This is a genomic window from Enorma phocaeensis (genome assembly GCF_016901575.1).
Classification (GTDB): Bacteria; Actinomycetota; Coriobacteriia; order Coriobacteriales; family Coriobacteriaceae; genus Limicola; species Limicola phocaeensis_A.
In genome coordinates this window covers 141239-158670 of sequence record NZ_JACJKQ010000001.1, presented here as the reverse complement: position 1 = coordinate 158670, position 17432 = coordinate 141239, and the positions used below count along the sequence as shown (strand labels likewise).

The 17432-nt window shown below is 60.7% G+C and carries 13 protein-coding genes; 1 reads left to right on the top strand and 12 read right to left on the bottom strand.

Annotated features, from left to right (window positions below):
- Positions 1-160 precede the first annotated feature (160 nt).
- The 9 genes from H6A15_RS00620 to H6A15_RS00580 form a co-directional block, all read right to left on the bottom strand.
- The gene (locus H6A15_RS00620; RefSeq protein WP_204671299.1) at positions 161-598 is read right to left on the bottom strand and encodes a DUF523 domain-containing protein; all 438 of its coding nucleotides are present in this window, start codon (positions 596-598) and stop codon (positions 161-163) included.
- 2 nt (positions 599-600) lie between these two features.
- On the bottom strand, positions 601-1638 hold the full coding sequence (locus H6A15_RS00615) for an NYN domain-containing protein (protein ID WP_204671297.1): 1038 nt from the start codon (positions 1636-1638) through the stop codon (positions 601-603).
- A 275-nt stretch (positions 1639-1913) separates the two neighbouring features.
- Entirely contained in the window at positions 1914-3812 is a 1899-nt protein-coding gene (gene ftsH, locus H6A15_RS00610; protein ID WP_204671842.1) for an ATP-dependent zinc metalloprotease FtsH, read from the bottom strand.
- Positions 3813-3994: 182 nt separating this feature from the next.
- Positions 3995-6328, bottom strand: coding sequence for an S-layer homology domain-containing protein (locus tag H6A15_RS00605; RefSeq protein WP_204671295.1), 2334 nt, complete (start codon positions 6326-6328; stop codon positions 3995-3997).
- A gap of 154 nt (positions 6329-6482) precedes the next feature.
- Positions 6483-7382 (bottom strand): TrmH family RNA methyltransferase, encoded by a 900-nt coding sequence (locus tag H6A15_RS00600; protein WP_204671293.1) that lies wholly within the window; start codon positions 7380-7382, stop codon positions 6483-6485.
- 12 nt (positions 7383-7394) lie between these two features.
- The gene (locus tag H6A15_RS00595; RefSeq protein WP_204671291.1) at positions 7395-7985 is read right to left on the bottom strand and encodes a flavodoxin domain-containing protein; all 591 of its coding nucleotides are present in this window, start codon (positions 7983-7985) and stop codon (positions 7395-7397) included.
- Between the two features lie 113 nt (positions 7986-8098).
- Positions 8099-8623 (bottom strand): dihydrofolate reductase, encoded by a 525-nt coding sequence (locus H6A15_RS00590; protein WP_342635773.1) that lies wholly within the window; start codon positions 8621-8623, stop codon positions 8099-8101.
- 31 nt (positions 8624-8654) lie between these two features.
- Positions 8655-9503 (bottom strand): thymidylate synthase, encoded by an 849-nt coding sequence (thyA, locus tag H6A15_RS00585; RefSeq protein ID WP_204671287.1) that lies wholly within the window; start codon positions 9501-9503, stop codon positions 8655-8657.
- A gap of 102 nt (positions 9504-9605) precedes the next feature.
- Complete coding sequence (locus tag H6A15_RS00580) at positions 9606-10316, bottom strand: YitT family protein (RefSeq protein ID WP_239462228.1); 711 nt, start codon at positions 10314-10316, stop codon at positions 9606-9608.
- Between the two features lie 96 nt (positions 10317-10412).
- Here H6A15_RS00580 and H6A15_RS00575 point away from each other — a divergent pair, with 96 nt between their 5' ends.
- On the top strand, positions 10413-11234 hold the full coding sequence (locus H6A15_RS00575; RefSeq protein ID WP_204671285.1) for a MerR family transcriptional regulator: 822 nt from the start codon (positions 10413-10415) through the stop codon (positions 11232-11234).
- A gap of 15 nt (positions 11235-11249) precedes the next feature.
- Here the strand turns inward: H6A15_RS00575 and ffh are convergent, their stop codons facing one another.
- The 3 genes from ffh to smc form a co-directional block, all read right to left on the bottom strand.
- Positions 11250-12743, bottom strand: a complete 1494-nt coding sequence (gene ffh, locus H6A15_RS00570; protein ID WP_204671833.1) for a signal recognition particle protein — start codon at positions 12741-12743, stop codon at positions 11250-11252.
- A gap of 239 nt (positions 12744-12982) precedes the next feature.
- Entirely contained in the window at positions 12983-13897 is a 915-nt protein-coding gene (ftsY, locus tag H6A15_RS00565) for a signal recognition particle-docking protein FtsY (protein WP_204671283.1), read from the bottom strand.
- Positions 13897-17430, bottom strand: coding sequence for a chromosome segregation protein SMC (gene smc, locus H6A15_RS00560; protein ID WP_204671281.1), 3534 nt, complete (start codon positions 17428-17430; stop codon positions 13897-13899). The genes ftsY and smc overlap by 1 nt, the downstream gene beginning before the upstream one ends.
- Positions 17431-17432 lie beyond the last annotated feature (2 nt).

Genomic DNA, 17432 nt, shown 5'->3' with positions numbered 1-17432 from the left:
GACATTTCGGGACAGTGCGGCGAGCAGGCAACGCTTCTGTCGCAATGAAGCCGCAGGTAGACGTGTCAGCGATTTCAGGTCTACTCGAGAGGTGCGCCCAAAATGTCGGAAAAGTGGAGCGAAAAACATCGCGACAAGACGCCGGAGAGCGTATGAGGACCTACAGACGCCTACGCGCCTCTTCCGGAGACAAGATCGTGACGCCCCGTTCCTCCAACAGAGCGGCAAAGACGCCCGAGCCGGCCACGAGGCGGCCCGAAAAGGTGCCATCGTAGACCTGCCCCGCGCCACACGATGGGCTTCGGGGCTGAAGCACGGCGACGTCGCAGCCCCCGGCATCATCGATTGCTTCAAGGGACATCCGCGCGCCAAGACGAAACGCAGCGTCCACGCTCTCCCCTGTTGCAGTGCGCACCTCGCCGCCAACGATCTCGGCAGGCGGACGAGGACATGGCAGGCCGCCCGCGACCTCGGGGCAGACGGGGATGACCTCGTGGCATCCTGCACGAAGCACATCGACAAGCTCCTCGCTCAAGTTGTCGCCGCCGTTGTATTTACACGCTTCACCTAACAGGCACGCACTCACCGCGATGCGCATGTCTAGTCCTGGTCGCGCACGCGCAGATAGATCTGGCGCTGGCCCGATGTGCCGTCGGGCTCGTCGAACTCATAGACGCCGAGAGACTTCAGGAACGGGCGGAGCTTCTTGAAGCCATAGTTGCGCACATCGAAGTCGGGCAGACGCTTTGGGAGCTCGTTGCCGATGCGGCCCAGGGAGACCCAGCCCTCGTCATCGGAGAACTTGTCCAAGATCGCGTTCACCGTCGAGCGGATCTTCTTCATATGGCGGCGCCTGTCCGCCTTGCTCATCTCACCGAACTCGACCTCGGATGCATCCACCTCGTCAAAGAGGTCCTCCGCGGCCACAAGGCGAGCCTCCCCGCCGGCGTCGCCAGGACGGCGGCCCGTGCGGTGGGACGTGTCTGCAACCTGCCTCTCGACGCTGGCGGGCTCGGCGGCGCCGGCGGCGTCAACATCAAGCGCCGGAGCGTCATCGTCGGACGAGCTGGAGCCCTTGCCCTTCGCAGCCGCCTTCTGCCCCTTCTTCTGCGCCTTCTTGCGGCGCTTCGGGCGAGGATCGGGATCCTCGACATCGGCGTCATCCTCGTCGACCTCTTCCGCCTTTCGTGCGGCGTAGAGCAGGTCGAGGTATTTGAACTGATTGCATGCCGAGATGAAGGGCTGAGGGGTCTTCTGCTCCCCCATGCCGATCACCTGCATCCCGCTTTCGCGCAGGCGCGCCGCGAGCCTCGTGAAATCCGAGTCAGAGCTCACGATGGCGAATCCGTCGACGTTTCCCGAATACAGAATGTCCATGGCATCGATGATCATGGCAGAGTCGGTAGAGCTCTTGCCGTAGGTGTAGCTGTATTGCTGCATGGGAATGATTGAATTCTCGAGCAGGACGCCTTTCCAAGAAGCCAAGCGCTGGCTCGTCCAGTCGCCATAGATGCGCTTGTACGTCGCAACGCCGGAGTTTGCGACCTCATCGAGAATAATCTTCATGTATTTATCCGAGATGTTGTCCGCATCGATGAGGATGGCGAACCGCAAATCGGAGGAATATGAGCTGGCCATAGGTGCCTTTCAATATAGATTGTTACTGTGTAATGGTACCCCGTTCAATGATAGGCATGCGCAGTCGGCATGCAATCCATGAGCCCCTCTGAAGCCGACAAATAATGGCGCTGGCCGGTGTTCCCCTCGGTGAATCCAGATATACGCTCGGGCATATCGCAGCGAACTCGCCACCCCATAGAGGTACAAGAATGCGCCCCGCATCACGACGGATGCGGGGCGCATTCACCATTAAGATCAGGGCATGTCAAGCAGGCTGAATGCCTCACACGCTACTACGCCTGGGGCTTCGGCGGCATAAGGGGGTTCTCGCGCTTGAGCAGCGTCATGAACTCCTCGCCGGTGATGGTCTCCTTCTTATACAGGTAGCGCGCAAGCTCATGGAGCTTGAACTTGTTCTCTTTGAGCACCTGAAGGGCGCGGGCGTGAGCGTCCTCGATGACCTTCTTTACCGCCTCGTCCACACGCTCAGCAGTGCCGGGGGCACAGGTGAGCGAAGCGTCTTGGTTGAGATAGGCGTTCTGAACCGTGCCGAGCGCCATCATGCCAAACTCGTCAGACATGCCAAAACGCGTGATCATATTGCGCGCGAGCTTGGTCGCCTGCTCGATATCGTTGGCGGCACCGGTGGTCATCTCTCCAAAGATGAGCTCCTCCGCGGCGCGTCCACCACAGTAGACCGCCAGCTTGTCGAGCACCTCCTGCTTGGTGGTAAGGAACTTCTCGTCCTCCTCGACCTGCATGGTGTAGCCAAGGGCGCCAGACGTGCGCGGCACGATGGTGATCTTCGTGACCGGGGCACCGCCCTTCATGTTCGCGGCAACGATGGCATGGCCGATCTCGTGATAGGAAACCACCTGCTTCTCGTGGTCGGAAAGCACAGTGGACTTACGCTTCTGTCCCGCGATAACGACCTCGACGGACTCCTCGAAATCCTCCTGTGTGGCACGCTTGCGCCCCATGCGAACAGCGCGCAGGGCACCCTCGTTGATGATGTTGGAGAGGTCTGCGCCCGAAGCACCGGGCGTGGCACGCGCGATCGCCGTCAGATCGATAGGAGGCTCGACCTTGACGTCTTTCGCGTGCAGCTCAAGAATCGCCTTGCGGCCTGTGAGGTCGGGCAGCTCGACGGGAATACGGCGATCGAAGCGGCCGGGACGCAGCAGCGCCGGATCGAGCGAATCGGGGCGGTTGGTCGCAGCGAGCACCACGATACCCTTATGGTTGTCAAAGCCGTCCATCTCGGTGAGCAGCTGGTTCAGCGTCTGCTCGCGCTCGTCATTAGAGGAAAGGCCCTGATCGCGACGCTTGCCAACCGCGTCGATCTCGTCGATAAAGACGATGCAGGGAGCCTTCTCGTTTGCCTGCTTGAACAGGTCGCGAACCTTGGCGGCACCGCGTCCCACGAACATCTCGACAAACTCCGAACCGGAGATGGAGAAGAACGGGACGCCTGCTTCTCCGGCGACCGCCTTGGCGAGAAGCGTCTTACCCGTGCCAGGAGGGCCGACGAGCAGGGCGCCGCGCGGCAGGCGAGCACCGATGTCTTCATAACGCTTGGGGTTCTCCAAGAAGTCGACGACCTCTTTGAGAGACTCCTTGGCCTCCTCCTGACCGGCGACATCCTTAAAGGTGACGCCGACATCTTTGGAAGCGACGATACGGGCACCGCTCTTGCCAAGGCCGCCTCCCATGCCTCCGAAGCCGCCACCGCCAAAGTTCATCGACGGGCCATCGTCGCCTGCAGCCTTCTTCATGCGTCGATTGAGCCAGACACCCAGAGCAAAGAAGATGATGAGGGGCAGGCCGTACATGAGCAGCATGTAGGTCCACAGGCTGTTGTCCTGCTGGACGCTGTTGGTCTGCTTAGCTCCGGACTCGCGAATGGCGGCCTCCAGGCTTTGCTGGGCACCAGACATCGCGGTCGTGGTGTAGACGGTGTTGTCCTCGCCCTTCTTAGAGTACGAGACGTCGAGCGAGCTGTTATCATATTTGATCTCGTTGACCTCTTCGTTCTCAAGGTCATCGAGAAGCTGCGTGTACGATACATCGACCACCTGCTGGCGCTGCGCTATGTTTGGAAACAGCAGCGTATTGAGCACGAGGTAGATCACGCACGCGATGAGCACGTAGAGGATCATATTCCTTCTACGCTTGTGGTCGTCCATCTCCATGGTGTGCATACTCCGTTTCGTCCATCGGCCGCGCGACACGCAGCCGCAATGGTAGAAGGATACCCAAAGCCCTGCTCGATAATCCTCCTTTGTTCCGTGAAACATACGTCGGCGCCTGCAAGCAGTGCATGCAGGCGCCGACGCAAGATGGTTCAGAACCGCTCTGAGTGGATGCTCAAACGCTACGCTCCCTCAATCCAGCGCATCATGATGGCAGCCGCCTGAGCGCGGGTGAGCAGGCCCGTTGGATCAAGCTCCCCTGTATTGTCGTAACCAGATAGCAGGCCCTCGCCCACTGCCCACTGCATGCCCTCAGCTGCCCAAGCGCTCGTCTCCCAGCCATCAGGGAACGAAGCGAGGTCTCCGGAACCGTCCGGCTCGCCGTTATTGCGCCAAATGACAACCGCCATCTGCTCGCGAGTAATCTTGTCGTTCGGGCCGAAGCGTCCCGTACCATCAGAGTAGCCGGCGAAAACGCCTGATTGTGCCGTCCAGGTCACCGCGGCATCGTACCACTCGCCCGCATGGCAATCGCTAAACAGCTTCGAGGATTCCGGAACTACATCAGGTTTGCCCGCCATGTTGTATAGAATCTGCGCCGCCTGCGCACGCGTGAGGTTGCCGTTCGGATCGAAACGACCGGAGCCGTCGGAGTAGCCGCCCATCACGTCGTGCTCATAAGCCCAACGCACGGCATCGATATACCAAGCGCTCTGGTCGATGTCCACAAACGGAAGGGGCTCCTCATCAGAAGCTTTATCGATTACACCGTCAACACTGATCTTGCCCTCAGGCATTATGAACGTCCAGGTATTATTACCCGCTGGCGTTAACGACAGCTTCCTCCCATCTTCGTCAACAACTGCAATTTCCTTCACTTCATAGCCTTTATCAACGGCAACGGTTAGCGTAACCTGCTCGCCAGGCATTGCGCTTGGCTTATTAATGTGTGCGGATCCGTTTGAAAAAAGCTTAACCTCATAGTCAACATTTGAATATGCCGAACACTCAAGAGAAACAGGACTATCAGGCATGGTGAAGTAATAGTAATCATTCCCGTCTGTGGTTAACGAGATGTCGGACCCATCTTTGGCGTATGCACGTACAGAGCTACTTCTGAAATAGTATCCGTTCTTGGGACGGGCAAAGAAACTGACCGTCTCACCTGGCTCAGCTTGGTTTGGAGCCAGAACATCACAATTGCTCGATGTAAATTCTATCGGTTGAGCCGTTGCAGTCGGTCCAACCGTAATGTCAATAGCCACATCAGAAGCGGGCATCACGAACGACCATCTAAGCCCATCAGGAATAATCTCAGGTCCAGAAAGATCAACCGAACCAAAGGCGCTCGAAGCTTTAATTGAGGTAACCGAGTAGCCTCTCTCACAATCAACGGTAACCGTGGGATTTGAACCTTCAGCCCATTTATAGAAGTAGTAGACCTCCGCGTGTTCGGGCTTATTTGCACTCACGCGGTACTCGTTGTTTTTAATAAATGTTGCCGAAACCGTGACATCGCTGTCAGGCATATACAATTCCCATGTTGTGTTCGCTGTCTGGGCAAGCTCCCAAGTGCGTCCGTAGCCATCTGTTGCAGAAACAGAATCAACTCGATAGCCTTGATAGGGCGTTGCGTAGATTTTGACCATCTCTCCCTTTTGTGCCCGATTACTTGAAGCCGATAGCGTGCCGCCCCCATTTGGCTTCAACAAAGTGACATACCAAGACCGCTCAGCAGCATCTTCCTCTATCACCTCAAGCTTCGCCGAGACAGTGACCGTTCCCTCAGGCATTGTAAAGGTCATTGTTTTCGAAGACCCTATCACTGACTTAATCAAGAAACCGTTCCTCAATACGCTAATAGAGGCCACCTGAAATCCCTCATCAGGCGAAACGGTTACCGTCACCGTTTCACCAGAGGCAGCTAAACTTGGGCTGACCGATATCTCACCGTGATCTGGCTTATCAATCTTCACCTGAAACTTCTCTGGCTCAGGATTTCCCGATGCATAACGAGTTATTCCATACGTAAAACCATTCTGGACGCTCGACCATGACAAGGTACGTCCCCAATAAATCGAGCTATTGATATTGCCTTCGGCAACCGTGACGCCCGAACTCCTGACGTTGAGGACCACGACCGAATGCGAATCGTTATTGATGCGCAGGATATCGCCCACGCGGACCGTCGATTCATTCGCTTGATAGTATCGGGTCGCAGGGTTGTTGCCAAACGCGGCGTCGGAGAGGATGTAGGAGAACCCCGCGCATCCATATCCTCCACCGAGTACCGGAGAGTAATAGTATTGGTCGTTCGTCCACCGCATACCATTGGGATACTGCGACTTGAGCGCAACGATCTTAGAATATGCTTGCGTTTCGGAAACATTGGTCGCCAGCGTCTCCACCAAAGCTTCCTGCACAGGTTCTGCGTAGGACATCTTTGCAGGAGCAAGCGCAACCATCGTCGCAGCAGCGACGACCACGGCGCCGCGCAGCAGGGCACGTATCTTCATCGGTCCTCCCATTCCTCCGAACAACACGTCACGCCAAACGTTACCTTGCAGGCAAGTGAAAGAGTTGCGCAACTAATCCGCAGCAGGAGGAAGAAGACAGGCCGAAAGACCACGACAGACCTAAACCGGCAACCGAAGACGGCCCTTGCGTCTTCTACGAATACAGACCAGGTCGATAACGATAGCTATTCGACGCATGGGGACAGAGCTGCCAGAAGGCGACCGCCGAAGCCGCGGCGACGTTGAGCGAATCAACCCCGTGCGCCATGGGAATACGAACCGCAAGGTCGCAGCCCTTGATGGTCTTATGGGTGAGGCCCGCGCCCTCGGTACCCATAAAAAGCGCCAGGCGCTCGATGTTGCCGAGCTCCGGCTCGTCAAGCGAGACGGAGTCGTCGGCCAAGGCCATGGCAGCGCAGGTAAAGCCGGCATCATGCAGCACGTCGAGACCGTCATGCGGCCAGAGGCGAGCCTCGCTGCCGATGCGACACCACGGCACCTGGAACACCGTCCCCATGGATACCCGAATGGCCCTACGATAGAGGGGGTCGCAGCACGTGGGGCTCACCAGGATGCCGTCGACATTGAGCGCGGCGGCGGAACGAAAAATCGCGCCGACGTTGGTGTGGTCGACGATGCCCTCGAGGACGCACACCCTCGCAGGTCCTCCGTCTGCGTGCTCCACGATGTCCCTTAGGAAGCGGGCAGGCTCCGGAAGCCGCGGCCTTCGGCATGCGCACAGGGCGCCGCGGGTGACGGAAAAGCCCGTCAAGCTCTCCATGAGCTCCATTGATGCCACGAATACCGGAACTGGCTCGGGAGTATCGATGCGCGCAAGCAGGGGCGAGAGCATCTCGAGCCATCGCTCAGCCATGAGGAAGCTCACCGGCTGCATCCCCGCTTCGAGAGCCCGCTCGATCACCTTGGCGCTCTCGGCTATAAAAATGCCTTTCTCGGGCTCCAAGACGCAGCGCAGCTCCCGCTCGGTAAGGCGTGTGTAGGCGTCGAGGCGTTGATCCTCGAGCGTTTCGATTCGAATGACCTCGGGACTCATAGCGGCGACCGGCTAGCGCGTGAACTTGTTGAAGATCTTGTTGACCGTACGCTTGATGAGCATCAGCAGGCCGCCACGATGGATCTGCGCCTCCTGGGCGCGACGCTTGGCACGCTTTTGGAACTCGACCTCGATAGGCTCACCGTAGTCCTCGACCAGCTGGTCATAAAACGCAAGGGCGCCCTGGACCTCTTCGTCAGTCGGGTGGCCTTTTGCGACGCCGCCGCCGATCTTGAACGGACCCCAGGTGTCCCAGCCCGGGCAGCCATAGATGCGCAGCAGAACCGCCTGCTTCATACGGCAGATGCTGTCCAGGTCCTTGCCATACCATTTGTTCTGGCTTCCGTATGTCATGAGCGCGAAAACCATGTCGCCCTGCGTCAGGGCATTGGCAGCGACGCGCGTGAGGGCACGGTCGAACTCCGAATAATAGATGCCGGACGCAAGGCCGATCAGACGGTAGTCGGACAAGTCTGGCGTCTCGTCTTTGCCAAGTGCAGTGACGTCGATCAGGTCGACGTCATCGTGGGCGGCAGCGATCGCATCGACAAGACGCTTGGTGTTGCCGTGATGCTTGGAAACATAGAGGATAGCGGTCTTCATGATGACCTTTCCAGATACAAACCCTTGCCCGACGTCCGGGCTGTACATGAGACGTAATGATACCGCAGCGCATCGTTCTCGGCACGACCAGGCAGCCTTGAGACGGCAGGCCCCTAATCGTTGCGCACGTACGTCACAAAGGAGTAGACAACCCCCTCGTCGCCCTCCCCCGCCTCGATCGCCGCCTCGGGCGTGGCGACATCCACCCTCCAGGTCGGGTCGTCGTCAAGGTCGGGAAAGAAGGTGTCGGCAGGGCGGACACAGCGGTTTTTCGTCACGACGGCACGTGTGCAGTACGGAAGCATCTGACGATACACCTCAGCGCCGCCGACGACCCACGCCTCCTCATCGGGAGCAAGCATGGAGAGCGCATCTTCGACGGAACTCGCCGTCTCCACCCCGTCGCGGACAAAGGCGGCGTCGCGCGTCAGGACAATGTTGCGACGATCCTTCAGGGGGCGGCCGCCCGGAAAGCTATCCAAGGTCTTTCTTCCCATGATGACCGTATGCCCTTTCGTGCACGCCACAAAATGGCGCATGTCGGCACGATTGGAGACCACCATGTCTCCACCGAGCCCTATGCCCCAATCGTCACAGACCGCAACGATGGCGGCAATGTTCCCAGATGCCTTGTCCACGCGTCCACCCATCTCTTCGAAACCTTTGTATCTAAACGGCGATAGGAATGTTTTTCACCTGCGGCCCGTGCTCATAGCCCTCGACGATGAGGTCGTCGGTGGTGAAGTCATAGAAGTTGGTGACGTCGGGGTTGAGGGAGACCCTTGGAGCAGGATACTGCGGGCGAGAGATGAGCTCGCGGACGATATCCACATGGCGATCGTAGATATGGGCGTCCACAATAACATGAAGAAGCTCGCCTGCGACCATGCCGACCGACTGTGCGACCATCATGAGCAAGATGGCGTACTGGCACACATTCCAGTTGTTTGCCGCAAGGATATCCTGGCTGCGCTGCATGAGGCACATGTTGAGCGTGGGCCGCTCGTCTCCCGCCGCGTGCGTGACGTTGTACGTCACGCTGTAGGCGCACGGATACAGATGCATCTCAGAGAGGTCTGCAAAGGTGTACATGTTCGTCATGATGCGACGGGAATAGGGCGTATGGGTGAGGTCGTAGAGAACGCGATCCATCTGGTCGAAATCGCCCTCTGGATAATGCGACTTCTGCGCAATCTGATAACCGTACGCCTTGCCGATCGAGCCGGTCTCGTCGGCCCACTCGTCCCATATATGGCTCTTGAGGTCATGGATGTTGTTGGACTTCTTCTGGTAGATCCACAACACCTCGTCCATTGCAGACTTGAGAGCCGTTCGACGCAACGTGAGAGCCGGAAACTCCTCACGCAGGTCATAGCGAGCGGTGACGCCGAAGTTCTTGATGGTATATGCCGGCGTACCATCCTCCCAGCGGGGACGCACCTTCTCGCCCTCGGTAGTGGTGCCGTGGTCGAGAATGTCGGTGCACATCTTCACAAACAGCTGATCCGCCTTGCTCATATGGACGCCTCCCTGGCAACGGTGTACGAGTCCACCCATTGTAGGCCAAGCGGGACGGCGTCCGGCTTATCCCATGAAAGGGGCATGCAACCTACCCGCTCGCTAGACGCGGCCGTCCGCCGTCACATTGGATGCGGTCTCATCCCGATCGGAGCGCCCGAATCCCACGACGAAGTCGATAAGCGGCGATGAGACGAACACGGTGACGAGCGAGAACACGATATTGGCTGCAGGGATATAGCTGAGCGACAGCACGAGCACGGAGAGGTCCGTAAACAGGTAGCAACGAGCCAGCCGCCAGCCCGTCAACTTGTTGATGGAGAGCGCGAGCGCGTCGTCTCCACCGGCAGAGGCGCCGCAGCGCACCACAAGTCCGGCGCCCAGACCCACAAACACGCCTCCGAGGAGCGCGGCCACGAGCGGGAGGGCGGACAAGTCGGGAAGCATGTGCGGCAGGCTCTCCCACAAGGCATAAAAGAGCGCCAGAAACGCGCTGGCGACAGCCGACCATCCCAAAAAGCCCGCTCCGAGCAACACGAGGCCCACGGCGTAGCAGGCCATGTCAAGAAGGGGCGAGACGATCGACGTCGGGATGCCGAACCAATGGTTCAAAAGCAAAAGCCCGCCGATTACGCCGCCTTCCGTTATCCCGACGACCTGGTGGATGTTATGGATTCCGAACGTCATGATCCCTGCGCCGAGGGCAATCAACGCGACGCGACGTGCGTTTCGCACATTGGCAAGCCCGCGCATGCGTCCGCACACGTCCGCCGAGATGCCGCGAATCCCCTGCAACATCTTGCCGAAATCCATACCTATCCCCTACATTCCCTTCATTTCGTCCTCATGTCTACAAAGACGATAAACTTTGGTATGGTGCCAAGGTCAAGCAACGACGCGGAGGCCGCCATGAAATCTGCACGTCACAAGAGGCGCTACACCATAGGGGAGGTTTCCGAGCTGTTTGGAATCGGAACCGATTCGCTCAGATATTACGAGCGTCTCGGCGTCCTCACCCCGAAACGTGCCTCCAACGGCTACCGCCTGTTCGATTTGGAGGACATGTACAAGCTCTCCCTCATCAAAGGCCTTCGCTCTCTCGACGTCCCCCTTGCAGACATAAAAGAGCATTTCCGGGAACGCGATCTTCAAAAGACCGTCGACCTGCTCAACGATGAGGCGCGACGCATTCAACTGCGTATAGACGAGCTCGAGCAGACGCGGCGCGACCTGTTAGAGCGGGCAGCCAAGCTGCAGGCGGCCAAGGGGGCGGCCGTGGGAGAGCCAACGGTCGAACAGCGTGAGGAGCGCCGCTGCGTCGAGCTTGCCGCACGGATCGAGCTCGACGCCGAGATGGATCTCCTCATGCAGCGGCTCCACCGCTCGCATGAGGGCGAGCTCCCCGATTTGGGGATGCTCGAGGTAGGAGGCGCGCTCAACGTCGAGTCGCTCGCCGCAGGCCACGCAAACGTGTATGACGCCGTATTCTTTGTCCTGCGCAACCCTGCCGTCCCCTGCGACTTTGTGCTTCCCGCCGGGTACTACCTCACCCTGCGCTATCGAGGACCGTACGAGCAGAACGGAAAGCTATACCGTAGCATGGTCGAGTATGCGCAGGGAAAAGGGCTCGCCATCCATGACAAGCCCTTCGAGATCTTCGAGGTGGACAACAGGACCACCGACGACGAGCGCGAATTCCTCACGCGCATCGAGCTGCACGTGCGCCCCTAAGCGGGCGGGACCCCGCTAGAACTTATTGCCGCCCTTCATTTGGCGCTCCATCGCGCGCAGCATGTCCATGTCGCTTGAAGCGCCCGAGCCCATCCCGGCAAACGGGTTGCCTCCGCCCATGCCAGGCATGCCGCCCATACCGGGCATTCCGGGCATGCCAGGCATGCGCATCCGCTTGCCCTTCTTCCCCTTCTTGCCCTTCTTTCCGCCCATCTGCTGCGACATGGAGCGCATCTTACCCATCATCTTGTTCATCTCGCCCCACTGGCGCATGAGGTTGTTCACATCGGTGGGCGTCGTACCGGAACCGCGGGCGATGCGGGCGCGGCGCTGGCCGTTGATGATGGAGGGTTTCAAACGTTCTTCAGCGGTCATGGACATGATCATGGCCTCGATCTTGTCCATGACAGACTCGTCTATGTTGCCACCCATCTGGTTCAAGAGCTTCTGGCCTCCAGGCAACATGCCCAAGATGGACTTCATGCCGCCCATCTTCTTAAGCGCACGCATCTGTTCGAGCATGTCGTTCATGGTCAGGCCCTCGCGCAGCATGCGCTCGGCAGCCTCCATCTGCTCCTCGTCGGCGAGCTCCTGGGCCTTCTCGATGATGCCGACAACGTCGCCCATGCCGAGGATGCGCTTGGCCATGCGTTCGGGGCTGAAGACCTCGAGCGAATCGGGCTTCTCGCCCATGGAGACGAACTTGATGGGCTTGCCCGTGACCTCGCGAACCGAGAGGGCGCCGCCGCCTCGCGCGTCGCCGTCGAGCTTCGAGATGATCACGCCGTCGAAATCGGTGCGCTCGGCAAAGGTGGACACCACGTTGACGATGTCCTGGCCGGTCATGGCATCGACAACCATGAGCACCTGGTCGGGTTTCACCGCGCGCTTGATGTCCACGGCCTCCTGCATCATCTGCTCATCGATCTGCAGGCGTCCCGCCGTGTCGACGATCACGACGTCACGAAGGTGGTCGATGGCCTCGCGGACGGCCCCGGTTGCGATGTCGATGGGATGCTGCCCGTCACCCCTGAAGACCGGAACGCCGATCTCCCCGCCGAGAGTGGCAAGCTGGTCGGCGGCCGCGGGGCGATACACGTCACAGGCTGCAAGCAGCGGAGAGCGCCCCTGCTTCTTCAACATGTATGCGAGCTTCACCGCCGCGGTGGTCTTGCCCGATCCCTGAAGGCCCACAAGCATGATCACGTTGGGAATGCGGTTGGAGAGAACGAGCTTGCTCTCGGTTGAGCCCAAAAGCTCGATGAGCTCGTCAAGGACGATCTTGACGACGTTCTGCGCCGGGGTGAGCGAGTCCATCACCTCGGCCGTGAGGCAGCGCTCGCGCGTGCGGGCGACGAAGTCCTTGACGACTCGATAGTTGACGTCCGCCTCGAGCAGCGCCATGCGGATCTCGCGCATGGCGGCAGTGATATCAGCCTCGGTAAGCTTGCCTTTGCCGCGAAGGCGGTCGAACGTATCGGTGAGACGATCGGAAAGGCTGTTAAACATGAAGTCTCCTATCGTGGTGCTGCTCCCAGAGGGGATCTCGCTCATGAAGCACCCTCAACGAGCCATCCTTGCTCGCATTGTTCGCAATGGAGCCCGCAATGGGCCCTTTGTAAGGAATCCCGCGCTGCGACCGCATGCTCGCAAAGGTTATGAACGAAAAGGCTGCTCAGCAGAAACCATTACGTACCAATAACTCTACCACGCGGACGCGGGCAGATATATGCGGGGCACTGGCGCCGCTACTCCTCCCCCACAAGGGCTCGGCAGAAATCGTGCGCATCGAAGGGCTGGAGGTCTTCGATGTGCTCGCCTACGCCGACGCGGTAGATGGGGAGCTTGAGCTTCGAGGCGACCGCCATGGCGATGCCTCCCTTTGCCGTGCCGTCGAGCTTGGTCATGATGATGCCGTCGAGGCCGAGGGCATCGTTGAACTCGAGCGCCTGGTTCAGGCCGTTCTGCCCGGTCGCTGCGTCGATCACCAGGACAACGTAGACCGGCATAGCCCCCGCGCGGCACTTGGAGGCGCGCTTGCGCGTCACGTTGACGACCTTGGCGAGCTCGCGCATAAGCTCGGGCGACGTATGAAGTCGGCCCGCGGTGTCGATGAGGACAAGGTCGGAGGTCCGGCGATCGGCTTCGTCGAGCACGTCGTAGCAGACGCTCGCGGGATCGCTGCCGCGGTCGCGCTTCACCACGGGCACGCCAGCGCGCTGGCCCCAAACATCAAGCTGCTCGATGGCGGCGGCGCGGAAGGTGTCGGCAGACCCGATGACGACGTTTTTGCCCGCCTCGTGCGCGGCGCAGGCGATCTTGCCAACCGTGGTGGTCTTTCCCGCCCCGTTGATTCCCACGAACAGCACGCACGACGGCGTCTCGTCAAAGGGGTCATGCTCGGGCTTCACGAAGTTCTCGGCAAGCCGGTCGGCGAGCGCGGCGCGCAGCTGCGGAGCGGTCTTGAGGTTTTGCCGGGCGGCGAGGTCGCGCAGGTCATCGGTTACCTGCATGGAGATCTCGGCGCCCATGTCACCCATAACCAAGGTGTCCTCAAGATCCTCCCAGAAATCTTCCGTGACCTCTCCGCCGAAGTAGAAGATCTCATTCAAAGCCTCGCGGCTGCGCTTAAGCCCTCGCGAGAGAGCGTCGAAGAGTCCCATTATGCATTCACAACCTTTCCTGTCGTGCGATCAAGCCGCTGGCTCACGACGCGGCTCACGCCGTCAGCCTGCATGGATACGCCATATAGCACGTCTGCGTCCTCCATGGTACGGCGCTGGTGCGAGACCACCAGCAGCTGCGTGGACTTTCGCAAGACATCGATGGCGTCGAGCAGCTTCGAGAGATTCGAATCGTCGAGCGCCGCCTCGACCTCGTCGAGCACATAGAACGGAACCGTGCGCGTGCGGTAGACGGCAAACAGCAGCGCAAGCGCCGTCAAGCTCTTCTCCCCGCCGCTCATGAGCATCATCTTAGTGATGCGCTTGCCGCGCGGCTGAGCGACCACCTCGATGCCGGTCTCAGCGGGATGCTCGGGGTCGGTCATCTCAAGATGGGCCTGGCCGCCTGGGAAGAGCATGCCAAAGACCTCTCGGAAGTTGGCGTCGACCTTGTCGAAGGTGGTCAAGAAGGCATTGCGCATCTTGCGGTCGATGGCGGCAGTGATCTTAGTCAGCGCCTTGCGGGCCGCCTCGAGGTCGGCAAGCTGCGCGGCGATATAGTCGGCACGCTCGCGCAGCCGCTCGTACTCCTCCATGGCAACCTGGTTGACGGGGCCGAGGTTGTTGATTTGGCGCACCAAGTCGTTGAGCTCCCGCTCGGCGGCATCGCGGTCCTCAGGAGCGGGAAGCGCGAGTGCCTCCTCAAGAACCGTCTTGCCGTCAGCGGTGATCGCCTTGATGGCGTTCTCGACCTTGACCTCGAGCTTGCCGCGTTCGACCTGAAACGCATTCTGGGCGAGAGAGGCCTCGTCGACCTCGCGCTTCGCGGCGGCGACGTGAGATTTGGCTTCTTCGATGGTCGCCTTGAGGCTTGCGGAGTCGGCCTCCTCAAGTGAGGCCTGGTCGCGCAGGCGCGCCGCCCAATCCATCGCGCGCTCAAGCAAAGCGGAATAGCGGTCATGCAGCGGGTCGACGCGAAGACGAAGCACCTCGAGCGAGCGGGCCGCTTGGGTGGTGGCTCGAATACGGCGTTCGATGCCCTCAAGGCGGCGCTCAAGCTCGGGAATTCGACGATCAAGGCTCCGCTGGCGCTCGGATGCCTGCGCGCGGCGGACCTTCGCATCGCCCAGGCGCCCTGCCGCCTCGGCGTCCTCGCGACGCAGGCGGTCAAACTCATCGTTACGCTCGGCAAGCTCGGCAGCAATCTCGCCCACACGAGCACGGGCCTCGTCACGCGTGCGCGACAGCTCGTCCACCTGGGGCTGAGCCGCCCTAACCTGCTCTGCGGCCTTCTCGCGACGGCGCGAGAGCTGAGACTGGTCTGCCAGAGAAGACGACAGAGACTGCTCGAGTCGACCGATCTCGGCAAGGACCGAAGTCCGTTCACCTTCAAGGCGGGCGATCTCGCCTGCGACGTCGCCTTCAGAGGAACGCGCCTGCATCAATGCCGCGCGAGCCTCATCGACCTGCTGGCCTGCATGCTCAAAGGTGGCGGAGAGGTCGGGCTCAAGACCCGCGAGCTCACGGATGCGGCGCTTGCGCTCAAGCGCGCCCTGGGCGGCGTCGGCGCCCGTGCCCAGGCGAACCACGCCGCCGTCGCGCACGCGCGCGCCATCAGGGGTCACGTACAAGACGCCCGGGATCGCGGGCGCGGCGAGCGCCTCCTCCAAGCTGTCGACAAGCTGGATGCGGCCAAGAAGCGCGGCAACGACGGGGCCGAAGCCCTCGCGCACCTGCAGGCGCTCGACCAGGCGCTCGCCGGCAGCGCCTGACGCGGCATCCACGGGCAGCACGTTGCGCGAAACAAGGAGGGCCTCGCCTGACGCGTCCTCGGCATGCGCGGCGGCGCCTGCCGAGGCGAGGGCGGCGGTATCCGACACCACCAAAGCATCGATATCATCAGAAAGCAGGCGTTCTACCAGCGATTCGAGCTCCTTCGGCGCCTCGATAACATCGCCGAGGCGGGCCTCGACGCTGCCGGCGCACGCCGAGGCGAGACGCGCGGCGAGCGGCGATGAGGATGCCAGGCGCTCATCGAGCTTGCGCAGGCTCGAGAGCTCCGTACGCACCTCGCCCAAGCGATCGCGGGCCTGCGCCTCCTTGCCGGACAGCTCTGACAGAGCGGCTTCGGCAACGCTGATGGCACCCTCGGCGTCCTCTTTGGCACGACGCGCCTCGAGGAGGGCGGCCTCGAGCTCCTCGGCACGTCCCCGGCGGCTCTCCAACGACGCCTGCACCGTATCGATCGACTCAGCAAGCTGTTCCAGACGCGATGCAAAAAGGTCGTCCTCGATCTCTGCGTTGGCAAGGGTCTCCTTCACCTTGGCCAGCGCGAGCGCCGCCTCATCGGCCCGACGCTGCTCCTCGCGCTGCTCCCTGCCGAGGGCGCCGATCTCTTCATCAAGCTCGACGCGGCGAGCATGAATCCGGTCGGCGGCGGGCTCGAGCTCGGCCACGTCCGACTCGGCGACAGAAAGCTCGGCCCGGACCTCGTCCAGCTGCCCGCGAACCTGCTCGAGCTCTTCAGAAACACGCTTGCGCTGGTGCTCGGACCCCGAGAGGGTGCCGCGCATCTCTGAGAGGCGGGTCACCATGTTGTGACCCTTTTCCTCCAGAAGACGCATGTCGGAGCCCATGCGGCCGACCACATCCTGCACGCGGCGGCGTTGCTCGCCAAGGTCCCCGACGAAGAGGCCTTTTTCTTCAAGCATCACCTGGAGCTTTTCCAGCTCGCGCTCTTTCTCCGCAAGCCGATAACGCGCCACCTCGAGCGTGGCTTCCCCCTCTTTGGACCGGCTCTCGAGCTCGGACCACTCGGCCTGAAGACGACGGAGCTCGTCCACCGCGAGAATCTGCGTGAGACGGGTGGCCCGCGCCGAGAGGTCGCGATACTTCCGCGCACGGTCTACCTGGCGCTCGAGAGGGCGGAGCTGGCGAGTGACCTCGCGGCTCACGTCTCGGGCGCGGACGAGGTGCTCGTCCATGGACTTGATCTTCTTGGCGGCGCGCTCCTTGCGACGCTTGTGCTTGGAGATGCCCGCCGCCTCTTCGATGAGGGCGCGACGCTCCTCGGGACGGCTCTGCAAGATGGCGTCGAGCTTGCCCTGCGAGATGATGGAATGCGTATCCTTGCCCAGACCCGAATCATGCAGGATGTCCTGAATGTCCATAAGACGGCAGGGGCTCTGGTTGATGAGGTATTCGCTCTCGCCCGAACGATACATGCGTCGCGTGATGGCGACTTCGTCGAAGTCTACCGGCAACACATGGTCGGCGTTGTCGAGCACGAGCGTGACTTCGGCAACGCCGACGGGTTTTCGTGCGGAAGACCCGGAGAAGATGACATCCTCCATGGCCTGGCCGCGCAGCTGTTTGGCGCTCTGCTCGCCGAGGACCCACAAGATGGCGTCGGAGATATTAGATTTGCCCGAGCCGTTGGGGCCCACGATGACGGTGAGCCCCGGCTCGAACGTCATGTGGGCACGATCCGCAAACGACTTGAACCCCTTGAGGGTCAACGACTTCAGATACACGG